The organism is Ruoffia halotolerans (genome assembly GCF_014049385.1).
GTDB classification, from domain to species: domain Bacteria; phylum Bacillota; class Bacilli; order Lactobacillales; family Aerococcaceae; genus Ruoffia; species Ruoffia halotolerans.
In genome coordinates this window covers 15360-30731 of the sequence record NZ_JACAOA010000014.1, presented here as the reverse complement: position 1 = coordinate 30731, position 15372 = coordinate 15360, and the positions used below count along the sequence as shown (strand labels likewise).

Annotated in this window: 15 protein-coding genes; all 15 read left to right on the top strand. The window is 35.9% G+C overall.

Annotation, left to right across the window (positions count from 1 at the left end; all coding sequences use genetic code 11):
* Nucleotides 1-203: 203 nt before the first annotated feature.
* The 15 genes from HW423_RS06400 to murG all read left to right on the top strand — a co-directional run bounded on the left by HW423_RS06400 (nucleotide 204) and on the right by murG (nucleotide 15338).
* Nucleotides 204-1463, top strand: a complete 1260-nt coding sequence (locus HW423_RS06400; RefSeq protein ID WP_218931108.1) for a hydroxymethylglutaryl-CoA reductase, degradative — start codon at nucleotides 204-206, stop codon at nucleotides 1461-1463.
* Nucleotides 1460-2683 carry a hydroxymethylglutaryl-CoA synthase gene (locus HW423_RS06395; protein WP_328803135.1) on the top strand — a complete coding sequence of 408 codons (1224 nt, stop codon included), beginning with the start codon at nucleotides 1460-1462 and terminating at the stop codon, nucleotides 2681-2683. Before HW423_RS06400 ends, HW423_RS06395 begins: the two co-directional genes overlap by 4 nt.
* A 355-nt stretch (nucleotides 2684-3038) precedes the next feature.
* Nucleotides 3039-3269: a DUF1146 family protein gene (locus HW423_RS06390; protein ID WP_138403656.1), complete on the top strand. Its 231-nt coding sequence runs from the start codon at nucleotides 3039-3041 to the stop codon at nucleotides 3267-3269.
* A 62-nt stretch (nucleotides 3270-3331) separates the two neighbouring features.
* Entirely contained in the window at nucleotides 3332-4636 is a 1305-nt protein-coding gene (gene murA, locus HW423_RS06385; RefSeq protein WP_218931107.1) for a UDP-N-acetylglucosamine 1-carboxyvinyltransferase, read from the top strand.
* 28 nt (nucleotides 4637-4664) lie between these two features.
* Nucleotides 4665-5732, top strand: a complete 1068-nt coding sequence (gene mreB / locus HW423_RS06380; protein WP_218931106.1) for a rod shape-determining protein — start codon at nucleotides 4665-4667, stop codon at nucleotides 5730-5732.
* Nucleotides 5733-5754: 22 nt separating this feature from the next.
* Complete coding sequence (locus tag HW423_RS06375; RefSeq protein WP_218931105.1) at nucleotides 5755-5952, top strand: DNA-directed RNA polymerase subunit beta; 198 nt, start codon at nucleotides 5755-5757, stop codon at nucleotides 5950-5952.
* Between the two features lie 223 nt (nucleotides 5953-6175).
* Entirely contained in the window at nucleotides 6176-6550 is a 375-nt protein-coding gene (locus tag HW423_RS06370; protein WP_218931104.1) for a hypothetical protein, read from the top strand.
* Nucleotides 6551-6733: 183 nt separating this feature from the next.
* Nucleotides 6734-7165, top strand: coding sequence for a division/cell wall cluster transcriptional repressor MraZ (mraZ, locus tag HW423_RS06365; protein WP_218931103.1), 432 nt, complete (start codon nucleotides 6734-6736; stop codon nucleotides 7163-7165).
* 16 nt (nucleotides 7166-7181) lie between these two features.
* A complete protein-coding gene (gene rsmH, locus HW423_RS06360; RefSeq protein ID WP_218931102.1) occupies nucleotides 7182-8135 on the top strand; it encodes a 16S rRNA (cytosine(1402)-N(4))-methyltransferase RsmH in 954 nt (317 codons plus the stop codon).
* A 25-nt stretch (nucleotides 8136-8160) separates the two neighbouring features.
* Nucleotides 8161-8598 (top strand): hypothetical protein, encoded by a 438-nt coding sequence (locus HW423_RS06355; RefSeq protein WP_218931101.1) that lies wholly within the window; start codon nucleotides 8161-8163, stop codon nucleotides 8596-8598.
* Nucleotides 8595-10310 carry a peptidoglycan D,D-transpeptidase FtsI family protein gene (locus HW423_RS06350; protein ID WP_218931100.1) on the top strand — a complete coding sequence of 572 codons (1716 nt, stop codon included), beginning with the start codon at nucleotides 8595-8597 and terminating at the stop codon, nucleotides 10308-10310. The genes HW423_RS06355 and HW423_RS06350 overlap by 4 nt, the downstream gene beginning before the upstream one ends.
* Nucleotides 10311-10324: 14 nt before the next feature.
* Nucleotides 10325-11830 (top strand): UDP-N-acetylmuramoyl-L-alanyl-D-glutamate--2,6-diaminopimelate ligase, encoded by a 1506-nt coding sequence (locus tag HW423_RS06345; protein WP_218931099.1) that lies wholly within the window; start codon nucleotides 10325-10327, stop codon nucleotides 11828-11830.
* Between the two features lie 22 nt (nucleotides 11831-11852).
* Entirely contained in the window at nucleotides 11853-12803 is a 951-nt protein-coding gene (gene mraY, locus HW423_RS06340; RefSeq protein ID WP_408014886.1) for a phospho-N-acetylmuramoyl-pentapeptide-transferase, read from the top strand.
* Nucleotides 12804-12821: 18 nt separating this feature from the next.
* Nucleotides 12822-14213: a UDP-N-acetylmuramoyl-L-alanine--D-glutamate ligase gene (gene murD / locus HW423_RS06335; protein WP_218931098.1), complete on the top strand. Its 1392-nt coding sequence runs from the start codon at nucleotides 12822-12824 to the stop codon at nucleotides 14211-14213.
* 12 nt (nucleotides 14214-14225) lie between these two features.
* Complete coding sequence (murG, locus tag HW423_RS06330) at nucleotides 14226-15338, top strand: undecaprenyldiphospho-muramoylpentapeptide beta-N-acetylglucosaminyltransferase (protein ID WP_218931097.1); 1113 nt, start codon at nucleotides 14226-14228, stop codon at nucleotides 15336-15338.
* Nucleotides 15339-15372 lie beyond the last annotated feature (34 nt).

Below are 15372 nucleotides of genomic sequence, written 5' to 3'. Positions count from 1 at the left end.
AAAAGCGAATATGCTATTCATGATGACTGGACACAGACGAAGTTTAGAAATTTACTAGAATATATAATGTATTCATAGTATAATAAACGGCTGAAACGGTAAGTGTACTTTGTACCCCATCGTAATAGTTATATTCGTTTTTTAATGTCTACAAAGATGATTGACTAAATAAATCAAAAATATCAATTTGAAGGAGCAATAATATGGATCAAAGGCAATTTTTCTCAGGCTTTTACAAGCATTCGATATCCAAACGATTAGAATTAATGGAATCATGGCTGGGTTTATCTATTAATTCAGCGGGTACGATGTTGCCGGAAGCCTATGCGAATCAAATGATAGAAAATTATTTATTTAATTATCATTTACCTCTCGGTGTAGCAGTTAATCTTAAAGTGAATAATGCTGAGTATGTAGTTCCGATGGCAATAGAGGAGCCATCAGTGATTGCAGCGGCCAGTTTCGGATCTAAATTACTAGGAAATATTCAAGCAGAAACGAAAGAGCGACTGCTAATTGGACAAATTATTATGACAGTTCAACAACCTATGGCTGAAATTCAACAGATTATTAAAGAGAATAAGGCGAAACTTCTCGACATTGCTTCTCAAGCAAGTGCGTCCATGGTCAGACGTGGCGGCGGGCCAAGAGATATTTGGGTTGAAGAGAAAGAGCATCCAAATCACAATTACATCAGTATTTATTTATCACTTGATCCCTGTGACGCTATGGGTGCTAATGTGATTAATACTGTCTTAGAAGCACTTTCTCCAACGATGGAATCCATCATTGAAGGTGAAGTCTTAATGAGTATATTATCCAATTACCAGCCTCAGGCAGTAACTGTAGCTTCAGCCAAAGTACCATTTGTTCACTTAAGCAATGATAAAGACGAAGCGATTAGTTTAGCAGAGCGTCTTGAGTTGGCATCAGACTATGCTTGGTTAGATCCCTACCGTGCTACAACACATAATAAAGGAATCATGAATGGAATTGACGCCGTAGTTATTGCAACAGGAAATGATTGGAGAGCAATTGAAGCAGGTGCTCATGCCTATGCGGTCAAAGAAGGGCAATACCGCTCACTGACTAAGTGGCAAGTAAATTATGAAGATGAAATGTTAGAAGGTAGCATTGAGATACCATTACAAGTTGCTACTGTTGGGGGTACATTATCATCCCATCCAACCGCAAAACTTGCCTTACAAATGCTCAATATCACATCAGCCAAAGATTTATCGAATGTCATCGCGTCTGTTGGCCTCGTACAAAACTTTGCTGCTATGCGAGCTTTAGTTAGTGAAGGCATCCAAAAGGGACATATGCGCATGCAAGCACGTGCTTTAGCCATGCAAGTAGGCGCAACAATAAAAGAAATACCGGCTGTTGTGACTCAGTTAAATGAAGCAAGGCAAATGAATCGGGATACAGCAAGAAAGATTTTAGACGAAATACGGAAATAGAGATAGAAAAGGAGTGGATTCAAATCGTAAAGGTAGGAATCGATAAAATTACATTTCACGTACCACATCACTACGTTGATATGGTTGAATTAGCAAAAGCTAGAGATATTGATCCAAATAAATTCTTAATTGGTATTGGGCAAGAGAAAATGGCTGTACCAACCATTGAAGAAGATATCGTTGCTATGGCAGCAAATGCAGCCAACAGAATTGTAACTGAAGAAGATAAAGAATTAATTGATCAAGTTATCTTCGCTACAGAATCAGGTTTTGATTTCTCAAAATCAGCTGGGACTTACATTCACCAAATGCTAGGTATTCAACCTTTTGCTAAAGCCTACGAAGTGAAACATGCTTGTTACGGAGGAACAGCAGGACTTATATCTGCATTTAATTACGTAAAGCTAAATCCAGAACGAAAAGTTTTAGTAATAATGTCAGATATCTCACGCTATGGACTCAACTCGGGTGGGGAAGCGACTCAAGGTGCAGGCGCAATTGCCATGTTAGTAACTGCAAACCCTCGTATCTTATCATTAGATAGCGAAACACTAAGTCTGACAGAAAATCAGTTCGACTTCTGGCGTCCATCATACGCCGAAGTACCATATGTACAAGGTAAATACTCGACAGAACTATACATTGAAATGTTCAATACAATTATAGAAGAGTATGCAAAACGTTACCCTGAACGCCTAAGTGATTTACAAGCTATCTCATTCCACTTACCATTTACAAAGATGGGACGTAAATGTCTGCAATCTTTAGAGAATAAAGAAGAAACGAATATTAACCCAGAGTTAGTTGAAAGATGGTTTAGTCATTATCAAGACTCAACTTTTATTGGCCGCCAAGTTGGGAATGTTTATACAGGCTCATTATACTTAAGCTTAATGTCTTTACTGAACTTCGATGACAATCTCGAAGAAGGACAAAGAATCGGGATGTTTAGTTATGGATCTGGTGCGGTTGCAGAATTATTCACAGGTATCTTACAACCAGGCTTCAAAGAAAATGTTTCTAAAGAAGGTACATTATTACACTTGAATCGACGAGTAAAATTAGATATCAAAGCTTATGAAGAGAATTTCGAAAAAACACTTTCTAATGAAGATGGTGTCATCGAAGTTGTCAAAGATAAAGAAACACTTCATCCAGGGTTCTACTTAGATCGCATTGATGATCACCGTAGATACTATAATGAAATAACAACAAAATAATTTAAGATTAAACTAGAACAATCCATCATTTGTTCTAGTTTTTTGTATAAAATAATATGATTTACTAGACAAGAATATGATAGCGTATTCAGATTCAATTTAAGAATATTAAAATGTGTTTATTAATAAATTTTAAGTCAAAGAAAGTTAAGATTTACTTAAATTTGATTAAATGGCGAAATTATAATATTTGTAAAAGGGGTAGTTGTAAACTTATAAGAGCAATGTTTGAATTGTTAAACTTGTCTTTATTAAAATTTAATTATGACAAGTCAGGAATTTGGATAAAATAAATCTGTTTAATTAAATTTGATTTTATGCTATGATAATTCCGAACTAGAAAGGTGGGCGTAGTATGGCGATTTTTAATGGTATGGCAGTACTTGTTGTCCGTTTTACGTTTATCCTATTGAGTTATATGGTCTTTAAAGATATTAATTGGCGTCAGTTTTTTACTGAGCGCAAATATTACATGGCACAGTACGCGTGTATATTAGTTAGTATCGCAGTTGGACATGTAGCAGGTTCGTTCGTACTGACGATCATTGAGGTACTTCAAAATATATTTTTGAGTAGCTTTCTATAAATATTATATTTTTTTGTCGTAAGCTCCAATGCGACAAAATATTTAAAGGGGATTATTTTAAAATGCAAGAAATTATTGTTCAAGGTGGAAATCGCCTAGAAGGTACGGTAAAGGTTGAGGGAGCAAAAAATGCCGTTTTACCTATTTTAGCAGCATCAATTTTGGCAGAAACTGGTGTGACTGAACTAACGAATGTACCTATTTTATCTGATGTTTTTACAATTAATGAATTATTAACGAATATTCAAGTAGAAAATTCATTTAATGAAGAAGCGAACGAAATGAAAATTGACGCGACTGGTGAAGTTAAAACAATCGCTGACTATGATTTCGTAAGTAAAATGAGAGCATCCATCGTAGTCATGGGTCCATTATTAGCTCGTTTTGGTCATGCAAAAGTAGCTATGCCTGGTGGATGTGCGATTGGAACTAGACCGATTGACTTACACTTAAAAGGCTTTGAAGCACTTGGTGCTGAGATTAACAGCCAAGCAGGTTACGTAGAAGCAACAGCGTCTAAATTAAAAGGAGCAAGAATCTATCTAGATTTCCCAAGTGTGGGTGCGACTGAGAATATTATGATGGCTGCAGTCTTAGCAGAAGGTGAAACAATCATCGAAAACGTAGCTCGTGAACCAGAAATCGTTGATTTAGCTAACTTCCTTAACAAAATGGGTGCTAAAATTGTCGGCGCAGGAACAGAAATGATTAAAATTAAAGGTGTTGAATCACTTCACGGTGTGAAACATTCTGTTATTCCTGACCGTATTGAAGCAGGGACATTCATTGTTGCAGCCGCTGTAACACAAGGGGATGTTTTTGTTGAAGGTGCCATTCGCGATCACAACAAACCATTAATCAGTAAACTAACTGAAATGGGTGTTGAGTTTGAAGAATATACAAATGGAATTCGTGTTAAAGGCCCAAAAACATTAAAAGCAACAGATGTTAAGACACTTCCTTATCCTGGTTTCCCAACAGATATGCAAGCACAAATGTCAATTGCACAATTATTGGCTGGTGGAAGCAGTGCTCTAACAGAAACAGTCTTCGAGAATCGCTTTATGCATTTTGAAGAATTACGTCGTATGAGTGCTAAATTTACAATTGAGCGTCAGACTGCTGTTATGTATGGACCAACTGAATTCAGTGGTGCAAGCGTAAAAGCAACTGACTTAAGAGCTGCAGCCGCATTAATTATTGCTGGTTTAGTAGCGAAGGGATTAACTCGCGTTTCAGAATTAAAAAACTTAGACCGTGGATATTATAAATTCCATGAGAAATTAGCTAACTTAGGTGCTAATATTGAGCGTGTAGAAATTCAACCAATTGTTTCTGAATCTAATAAAACTAAAGTACTCGCTTAAAGTACAGAAAATAGATGGGTGAAAATACATGAGCAGAGATATCGGAATCGACTTAGGTACTGCGAATGTTTTGATTCATCTTAAAGGTCGAGGGGTCATATTAAATGAACCTTCAGTCGTTGCTTTAGATAAGCAGACTCAAGAAGTCATCGCTATTGGAAATGAAGCGTATGAAATGATTGGTAGAACAGCAGATTCGATTGAAATCATAAAGCCATTAAAAGGTGGCGTGATTGCAGATTATGATATTGCAGAAGCACTTCTTGTACTTTTCTTTCAAAAAATTCACTCACAGAGATGGTTTACAAAGCCAAATGTACTTATTTGTCGACCATCAAATATAAGTGAGATTGAACAAACAGCACTTGTTGAAGCGATTGAAAAAGCAGGTGGCGGCAAGATTTTTATGGAAGAAGAGCCCAAAGTGGCGGGAGTTGGCGCTGGAATTGATTTACTAGATCCCTCTGGGAATATGGTTATTGATATCGGCGGTGGGACTTCTGATATTGCAATAATTTCAGGTGGCGACATTATTCAAAGTACATCATTAAAGATTGCTGGGGATGATTTTGACGCTAGTATTATTCAATACTTCAAAGATAAATACAAACTGCTCATTGGTGAACGGTCTGCGGAGCAAATTAAAATTGATTTAGCTTCAGCAGTGTTCTTTGAGAATCAAGCTCAATTAGAGACTAAGACATTAAAAGGTCGAGATTTAGTTTCCGGACTACCAAAATCAATTAATGTCACATCGAACCAAATATATGAAGCAATTCATGAACAATTAGCTATGATAGCTAGAGCAGCTAAAGAACTGCTTGAAGACACGCAACCTGAAATTGCGTCTGATATTATGGAAAAAGGGATACTACTTACAGGCGGGGGAGCATTAATCGGTTCTATAGACGTTTTTCTATCCGAGTATTTAAATGTCTCTGCCATTCGGGCCAATCAACCTATGAGCTGTGTAGCGATAGGGACGGGTATTATGCTAGATTTAATTCAATCTGGTAAATTACAACGGACAAATCTATCATGGCGACAAAAAGTCGCACGCTATTTCTCAAGATTGAAACGCCGTATCATTGGATAAACTAACGATAGGGGATCGAAATATGTCAGATAAATATATTGAAGACAATGTTTTATTAACCGTCTTAAAAACACTTGGTAAAGTAATATTATTTTTATTATTTATCGTTTTGTTTTTCGTTATTGGTTTATTTATTGGTTATTCCATTATAGGTGACGGAAATTACTGGGAAGTGTTAAATCAAGATACATGGCAACATATTCTTGACTTTATAAGATGACAGAATATTACAAATAAACAAATGAATTGATCGAATGATAAATCAAAGGTTTTTTACACACTAGGACTAATCAGTGTAAAAGTTATCTCATGATTTTCATTCGATTTTTTTATTTAAAAGATTCGGTTTATCCTTTTAGAAATGATTTAAGTTACTTGTCAAATTGTGTATAATTAAGGAACTGAGAAATAAAGCAAATGAAGCTGAAAGTGGAGGTGTTTTAATGACAAATGAGTTCGTATTATCGGAATTACTTTTATATATTGTTCCAGTAATCATTATTTTTGTTGTTCAAAAGTATTTGAAATCATATTTGAAGTTTTTTGATAAGTATCCGTTGAATTTAGCTATTTTACTATTGCCACTTTGGTTGACATTAATTCATCTTTTTTCAAAATTAATCTTTGGCTTTAGTCTGATCCCATTCATTCTTTTTATTACGGCATTTGCCTTAGGTTTGCAGTTGTATGACTATATCAGACGTATTGATATGTTTACTTTTCAAGAATACTATATGCCTGCTAGTCAATTAATATCCAAAATGTTTTCAGCTTTCTTAGTTGGTTTAGTCCTTTTAAGAATTTATACATACTTTTAGTGGGAAAAACCCCCACTAATCTTCCACTCGCCCCCACTTTTAATAAAGATTGATAATAAGCTGTTTAGAGCCATAACTCGAAAGGGTTTCGGCTCTTTTTTTGTTTAAATTTGATAAATGGTGGTACGAAGTGGAGGGATGTGGTAGAATGAAATTAACTAAAATGGAGGAGGTGTAATCGTCGTGCTGATTGGTGAATATCAACATAATATTGATGCAAAAGGTCGACTGATTATGCCATCGAAATTCCGTCCAGATTTAGGTCATAACTTTATTATTACTCGTGGGTTAGATGGATGTTTATTCGGCTATCCACTCGAAAATTGGGAAACTATTGAAGAAAAATTACAACAATTACCTTTAGCAAAAAAAGATGCACGTAAATTTACTCGTTTCTTTTACTCAGCTGCCACTGAAGTAGAAGTAGATAAGCAAGGGCGAATAAATTTACCTAAAACACTTATAGACTTCGCTAAAATCGATAAGAGCTGTCGTGTGATCGGCGTATCAGATCGTATCGAGATTTGGAGTAGCGAACGTTGGGAAGAATTTGCAGATAGTATCGAAGAAGATTTTGAAGATATCGTAGAAGACATGATTGATTTTGGATTTTAGAAACGGGGGATTATGAATGTCATTTGAACATGAGACAGTTCTATTGCATGAAACAATTGATATGTTAGAGATTAATCCTAATGGAACTTATGTAGATTGCACCTTGGGGGGAGCAGGTCACGCTAAGTATTTATTATCTCAATTATCAGAACGCGGACATTTATATGCCTTTGACCAGGATATGACAGCCATTGACAATGCAAAAATTGTATTAGCAGAAGAGATAGAAGCAGGTAAAGTAACTTTTATTCATCGTAATTTTAGAGAAATCGAACAAGGTTTAGCAGAACATAATGTTAAATATGTTGACGGTATTTATTATGACTTAGGGGTTTCATCTCCACAATTAGATATTGCTGAACGTGGTTTTAGTTACCATCAAGAAGCACGTTTAGATATGAGAATGGATCAAACTCAAGAACTTAGTGCATACGAAGTTGTGAATGAATGGGATTTCAATGATTTAATAAGAATTATTAGTCGTTATGGGGAAGAGAAGTTTGCGAAGAGAATTACTCGAGCCATTGAATCAGAAAGAGAAAAAGCACCGATTGAAACGACAACACAATTAAGTGAAATTGTGAAGTTAGCTATACCGGCTGCAACTAGAAGAACAGGTGGACATCCTGCTAAACGAACTTTCCAGGCAATTCGTATCGCTGTGAATGATGAATTAGGCGCACTGGAGGAATCACTGGAAGCAGGGCTGAAATTATTAAAAGTTGGTGGACGTATGAGTGTTATCTCATTCCACTCTTTAGAAGACCGTTTAGTCAAACAGTTATATAGAGAGAAGTCAACGCCACCAGAAACACCACCTAATTTACCAGTACTGCCAGCAGAGCAACAACCGGAATATAAGTTTATTAACCGAAAACCAGTTACTGCTGACTCTGAAGAATTAGAGCATAATAATCGAGCTCGAAGTGCAAAACTTAGAGTCATCGAACGTACGACAATTAAAGAATAGATTTAAAGGATTTAGGAGGCATCGGATGTCAGAACTATTAGAAAAGAAAAATTATAATGAAGAGCAATATTTTGAACGGAAATTAGGGAATCATTATGATAATTCTCAATCTGTTGCCTCGCCAAACTATAGTGTACCAGCAAGTGATCAACCATTTGAAGAACAAGAAAGTAATGTTTCCAAAAAGAAAAGAAAACTATCTAAATTTGAAACAATCTGGTTATCTCTATGTAGTATAATAGCCGTTGGAGCGATCATGACTAGTTTCTTTATTAGAGTGGATATTATTGAGCAACAACGTTCAATCAATAATTTAGAAGATTCTATTACAGAATACCGTTCTAATACTGATATTTTAAATAGTCAAATTACTGACCAATTCAATTATCAACAAATTAAAGAAGCAGCGGATAGCAACAATATGACTATTGAGAAAGACAGAGTAAGGAATGTTGAGAGATGAGCGAAAAACAAAGCAATCATTCTAATTTAAATATATTATTATTAATAGGCGTCGCAGCTATAACATTTATTTTGTTAGGTGCACGCTTCTTTCAATTAAACGTAACTCAGTCTTCGCATGGTGAGGATTTAGTAGAATATATCGAAGATTCACAAGACCCAAGAAGTAGTATCATCGAAGCAAAACGTGGTACGATTTATGATATTCAAGGTCAGCCGATTGCGATTGATACTACTTCTTATTCCATGTATGCAGTATTGCAAGGGGGCAATGGCTACGACGCAGTTGAAGACAGAGATCACACTGCTAAAGTATTAAGTAATTATATTGATATGACCCGTGATGAGGTCTTGGATATACTATTAAACTATGAGGCGATTCAAGTTGAATTTGGTACAGCGGGTAGTAATATGAGTCAAGAAACTCGCGATGCCATTGAAGAAGAGAATTTACCAGGCGTTTATTTTGTCAGTCAAAGTTCCAGACAATACGTGAACGATTACTTCAGTTCACATCTGATAGGCTATGCGTCGAAGCAAGAACAGAATAATTCTTGGATGCCGACAGCGGATATCTTAACTGGGCAAATCGGAATTGAATCAGCTTATGATGCTGAATTAAGTGGGCAAAACACCATTGAAAATAATCCTGACCTGGTTGAAAGAACGCGAACATTATTGGGAGAAGATATTTATCTAACTTTAGATAGCCGACTCCAACATTATATGGAAGAGTTACTTGATTATTCATATAATAAGTATCAACCTGAAGAGATGAGTGCTTATTTGGTCGAAGTTGAGACTGGTAAGTTATTAACAGCTGCTCAAAGACCGACATTTAATCTGAATACTCGTGAAGGAATTCAAACGCAATGGACCAACCAATTGGTTGAAGAAGTTTATGAGCCAGGTTCAACCATGAAGATATTAACACAAGGAACAGCTTATGATATGGGCGTTTATAAACCCGATGAATTAGTTGAGACCGGTTCAACAGAAATTGAAGATGTAACGGTTCGAGACTATAACTTGTACGGTTGGGGGCCGATTACTTTTGATGAAGGATTATCTAGATCAAGTAATGTGACAATTGTCGAATTAATTCGCCGTATCGGCATAGATAAATGGACGAATCAATTATCTGAATTTGGTTTCGGTCAAACAACGGGATCAGGATTGGCAAATGAAGCAACAGGAACAGTAGAGTTTGATAATCCGGTTTCTGCAACAATGTCTGGTTTCGGACAAGGATTTGCGACAACACCCATTCAGTTATTGCAAGCATTCACTTCGATTGCTAACGATGGGAAAATGATGAAAATTCAATACCTTAACGGCATTGGAGAGAATGATGAATTTCAACCAATTGAGATTAATCGACCAATCTCAGAAGAAGCAGCTGACCATATCGTTGATTTAATGGTTAATACTGTGAATGAAGAGTATGGTACAGCTCAAGAATATAGTGTGCCGGGCGTTCAGATAGCAGCAAAAACAGGTACGGCACAAATTGCCAATCCAGATGGCTTAGGTTATTTAGAAGGTGCCAATGATTATTATTTCTCAGTTGTTTCATTTTTCCCAGCAGAGGATCCGAAATATATGTTGTATTTCTCAATGAAACGACCAACCAATGATCATAATATAATGGGATCGCAAATATTAGCTGAGATATTTAGACCTTTTGTGGAATATGTATCAGTTTATGAATAGAAAGTAGGACTACGATGGAACAAAAAGAATTAATAAACGTATTATATGATGCTCATGTAATTAATACGCAGTATTTAGAAACTGAAGTGTCTAGTTTAGTAAATGATACGCGTAAAGTAAAAAAAAATTCATGCTTTATTGCTATAAAAGGCGAGAACTTTGATGGGCATCAAGCGATTGAAGACGTAATTAACAAGGGAGCAAAATTAATCATTGTTGAAGATTTGCCCCAAGAGCCAGAGCAACTTGATGCTACCATCGTGCAAGTAACATCAACTTTCCGTACTCAAGCGATACTTGCAAACCAATATTATAATGAACCGTCAACAAAGCTAAATGTTGTTGCGGTAACTGGGACTAATGGGAAGACAACAACGAGTAATATGATTAGTCAATTACTCGAAAGTCTCAATCGTAAGACAGGTGTGATTGGAACCTTGCATTATAAAGTAGGGGACAAATATTATCCTGCAGTAAATACAACTCCGAATGCTTTAGAGATGCAGAGATTATTCAATGCTATGGTTGAAACAGACTGTGAAGATGCCATCATTGAGGCGTCTTCACACGCATTAGCTTTAGGACGCTTATCGTTTACTGATATTGATTGTGCCATCTTTACGAATTTAACACGAGAACATTTGGACTTCCATTCAACTATGGAAGGTTATGCAAATGCGAAAAGTCTTTTGTTTAGTCATTTAGGACAAAGTTTCCATAATGACCGACCAAGACTTGCAATATTAAATATGGATGATCCATACCACACGATGATGGCAGAAGTAACTAGTGCCGATATTGTGACATATAGTTTAGAGCATCCTCAAGCTACAGCTTATGCACATTCAATTACTGAGAAAAATGGTAAGACTGAATTTATTATTGATTATAAAAAAGAGACATTTAAAGTAGAAATACCAATGCGTGGATCTTACAACGTTTCGAATTATTTGGCAGCATTTTTAACATTGAGTAAATATTACCAATATACAATAGATGATATTCTGAAAGCCACTAAAGATTTTACTGGTGTCACTGGACGTATGCAAGTTGTTGATGAAGGACAAGATTTCGAAGTGATTGTTGACTTTGCACATTCACCCGATGCACTTGAACGAGTAATGCAAGAACTCATTGAACACAAATCAGATGATCAAAAACTCATTGCCTTGATGGGACATAGTGGCGGAAACCGCGATAGTGGGATGCGCGAACCATTAGGAGATATTTTATTTAAGTATGCGGATGAAATTGTATTCACTGCTGACAATCCAAGGTTTGAACCAGTAGAAAAAATTGTCAATGAAATGATTGGTTTACATCATAATGATAATAAACCTTATTCAATTATAAAAGATAGAGCAGTAGCAGTACAACAAGCCATTGACATTGCTCAAAAAAATGATATTGTCTTATTCGCGGGTAAAGGTGGAGAACCTTACCAAGTCATTGGAAATGACAATATACCTTACGATGAAGTGCAAACAGTTATTGATGCTATCCATCGTAAACAGTTATAAAAACTAAGGAGTGAACGAAAAATTGAATATTATCTTACCAATCGTGACTAGTTTTTTATTAACAGTCATTGCGATGCCTTTTTTCATCCAATACTTTAATAAAAAGAAACTAGGTCAAACAACACGGGAAGATGGCCCATTATGGCATGAAGTAAAAACTGGGACACCAACTATGGGAGGAACAGTATTTATCCTAGCTATTTTATTAGCGATGTTAATCTTTGGCTTTATCCAAACGTCTTACTCAGGTGAGTTCTGGATGATTTGGCTAGCGTTCTTATTATTTGGAGCTATTGGTTTTATTGATGATTTTATAAGTATTTTCAAAAAAAGAAATGAAGGGTTAACTGCTAAACAGAAGTTTTTAACACAATTATTATTTGCTTTTGTTATTGCATTAATTGCCATGGTAACAAATCAACACATTTTCATACCATTTTTTGGTTTTGAAATCTCTAACATTCTGTTAGTAGGATTATTCATGTTTATCTGGATTACTGGCTTTTCAAATGCAGTGAATTTAACGGACGGTTTAGATGGTTTAGCGACCGGCTTAAATATTATTTCGTATGGCGCGTATTACTTTATCGCCGCAGCTGAAGGGAACTCAAATGTAGCAACAGCTTCATTGATTGTAGTTGGATCGTTAATTGGATTTTTAATCTTTAATCGTAAACCAGCGAAGATTTTTATGGGGGACGTTGGTTCACTTGCCTTAGGAGCTGGACTAGCAGTGATGTCATCCGTACTTAATAATCCATGGAGTTTATTAGTTATTGGTTTTGTCTTTGTAGTTGAAACAGTAAGTGTTATGCTTCAAGTATTATCCTTCAAGACTCGAGGAAAAAGAATATTTAAGATGGCACCAATTCACCACCATTTCGAAATGCTTGGTTGGAGTGAATCAAAAGTGGTAAATGTATTTTGGGCTGTCGGATTAATTAGTGCATTGATTGCATTATTTATCTTTTAATAGGGAGTGATTTTTAGAATGGGAACGAACGAGAATTTATCAGACAAAGAAATACTAGTGTTAGGCTACGCAAAAACAGGGAAAAGTGTAGCTGAGTTCCTAGTTAAACAACAAGCAAATGTAACGATTAATGACCGAGGGGATCTATCACAAGACCCGTCGGTTACTTTGCTTTTAGAAGATGGCGTCCAAATCGTCGATGGTGGGCATCCTTTAGAACTCTTGGATAAACATTTTGATATGATTATCAAAAACCCCGGGATCCCTTATTCAATTCCTTTTTTACAAAAAGCGATTGAAAAAAACATCCCAATTTATACAGATGTTGAGCTTGCTTCAAGATTTAGTAAGGCATCGATCATTGGTATTACAGGTAGTAATGGTAAAACAACGACAACAAGTTTACTGAGAGAATTATTAACTGAAAGAGAAAAAGGGAATGCTTACCTTGCTGGAAATATTGGTATCCCAACTTTAGATGTTATTAATCAAGCGACAGAAGATGATGACATCGTCATGGAATTATCTAGTTTCCAATTAGCTGGAACAGAACAATTTCACGCTGAAATTGCGGTCATTACCAATATTTATGAAGCTCATTTGGATTATCATCATACACGTGAAGAATATGCCAAAGCCAAATTAAAGATTTTAGCCAATCAAACACAGGATGACCAAATCGTTTATCGTTATGATAATGCTGAATTACATCATTGGGTTAAAGAATTTAAAGGGCAACTTATTCCTTTCTCAATTGAAATAATCGATGAGTTTGTCCGATCGCATGGTGCTTATGTAGAAGGTGAATGGATATACTTTAAAGAAGAGCAAATTATACCATTATCAGATATTCAAATTCCTGGTAGTCATAATGTCGAGAATGTCCTAGCGGCTGTGGCAGTAGCAAAAATAAAAGGAGTTTCGAACCAAGAAATTTCTAATACAGTCAGAGAGTACAAAGGGATGCGTCATAGAATTCAGCCGGTAGCGAATGTTAGTGGACGAAGTTTCTACAATGATTCAAAAGCTACGAATATTACCGCTACGATTACTGCTTTAAATAGTTTCAAGCAACCCATTCGTTTTATTGGTGGTGGCTTAGATCGCGGGAATGAATTTGATGAGTTAATACCATATCTCAAGAACGTATCAGGAGCTTATCTTTACGGTGAAACCAAAGAAAAGATGGCAAAAGCCTTTAAAACGGCGGGTGTAAACACGATTGAACTCTTTGATGATCTAATTGAAGCCACTTCAAAAGCATACCGAGAAGCAAGACAAGGTGAAGTTGTTCTATTATCACCAAGTTGTGCGAGCTGGGATCAATATCAAAACTTTGAAATTCGTGGAGACGTTTATATCGATACCATTGAAAAATTATTACTAGAAGAACCATATATGGATGAATAGGAGTATCTTATTATGAAAATCAATCGCATCATCTTATCTGGTGGAGGAACTGGGGGGCATATTTATCCAGCTCTTGCAATCTATAATCGAATGAAAGAACTCAATCCGGATTTAGAGTGTTTATACATTGGTACAGACAAAGGCTTAGAAGCAAGTATTGTTCCAAAGGCGAATATAGACTTTAAATCCATTGAAATATCAGGTTTAAAACGCAGTTTATCACTGGATAATATTAAAGTCGCTTGGGAAATGTTAACAAGCACACAAAAAGCAAAGAAAATGATTAAAGACTTTCAACCCGAATTAGTCATTGGAACTGGTGGCTTCGTTTGTGCACCTGTACTTTATGCTGCAGCTCAACTAGGTATCCCAACGCTGATTCATGAACAAAATAGCGTCGCAGGGGTAACTAATAAATTCTTAAGTCGCTTTGTTGATAAAGTTGCGACGTCTTTTCATGAAGTTGAGAATGACTTTACAAAAGTCAGTCACAAAGTGGCATTTACTGGAAACCCAAGAGGGCAAGAAGTAACCAACTATGCTAAAGATGAGCATATTCTATCAAAAAATTATGGCTTTAATGATCAATTACCAACGGTACTAATATTTGGAGGCAGTCGTGGTGCGCCAGCTATTAATAAAGCAGCTGTAGAATCCATCGAAGACTTTGCTAAGAAAGAGTACCAGGTAATTATTGGGACAGGTTCAGTTCATCATTCAGAATGGATGAATTATATAGAAGAAAACCAGATTAAAATACCTAATAATGTTAAAATAGTTCCATACATTGATAACATGCCAGCACTATTTCAAAGAATTGATCTAGTCGTTTGCCGAAGTGGTGCAACGACATTAGCAGAATTGACAACACTTGGACTTCCTAGTATTTTAATTCCTAGTCCATATGTTACGAATAATCATCAAGAGATGAATGCCATAGCATTAGTGAATAATCAGGCTGCTGAAATGATAAAAGAAAGTCAACTTGACTCAAGTCAATTAGTTCATACGATTGACCGAATGATACTAGATCAAACAGCATTAAATAAAATGGCAGAAAATGCTAAAAAATTAGGTACGCCACATGCAATAGATGATATTATTAAATTAGTTGAATCTATTTAATAAATAATTAAGACTAAATATTTTCGAGGAGGTG

What these genes read in the sequence shown, in the direction of transcription:
- HW423_RS06350 (WP_218931100.1), top strand. Translation starts at nt 8,595, where the DNA reads ATGAGCGAAAAACAAAGCAATCATTCTAATTTAAATATATTATTATTA.
- rsmH (WP_218931102.1), top strand. Translation starts at nt 7,182, where the DNA reads ATGTCATTTGAACATGAGACAGTTCTATTGCATGAAACAATTGATATG.
- HW423_RS06355 (WP_218931101.1), top strand. Translation starts at nt 8,161, where the DNA reads ATGTCAGAACTATTAGAAAAGAAAAATTATAATGAAGAGCAATATTTT.
- murA (WP_218931107.1), top strand. Translation starts at nt 3,332, where the DNA reads ATGCAAGAAATTATTGTTCAAGGTGGAAATCGCCTAGAAGGTACGGTA.
- HW423_RS06400 (WP_218931108.1), top strand. Translation starts at nt 204, where the DNA reads ATGGATCAAAGGCAATTTTTCTCAGGCTTTTACAAGCATTCGATATCC.
- murG (WP_218931097.1), top strand. Translation starts at nt 14,226, where the DNA reads ATGAAAATCAATCGCATCATCTTATCTGGTGGAGGAACTGGGGGGCAT.
- HW423_RS06345 (WP_218931099.1), top strand. Translation starts at nt 10,325, where the DNA reads ATGGAACAAAAAGAATTAATAAACGTATTATATGATGCTCATGTAATT.
- HW423_RS06370 (WP_218931104.1), top strand. Translation starts at nt 6,176, where the DNA reads ATGACAAATGAGTTCGTATTATCGGAATTACTTTTATATATTGTTCCA.
- HW423_RS06375 (WP_218931105.1), top strand. Translation starts at nt 5,755, where the DNA reads ATGTCAGATAAATATATTGAAGACAATGTTTTATTAACCGTCTTAAAA.
- murD (WP_218931098.1), top strand. Translation starts at nt 12,822, where the DNA reads ATGGGAACGAACGAGAATTTATCAGACAAAGAAATACTAGTGTTAGGC.
- mreB (WP_218931106.1), top strand. Translation starts at nt 4,665, where the DNA reads ATGAGCAGAGATATCGGAATCGACTTAGGTACTGCGAATGTTTTGATT.
- HW423_RS06390 (WP_138403656.1), top strand. Translation starts at nt 3,039, where the DNA reads ATGGCGATTTTTAATGGTATGGCAGTACTTGTTGTCCGTTTTACGTTT.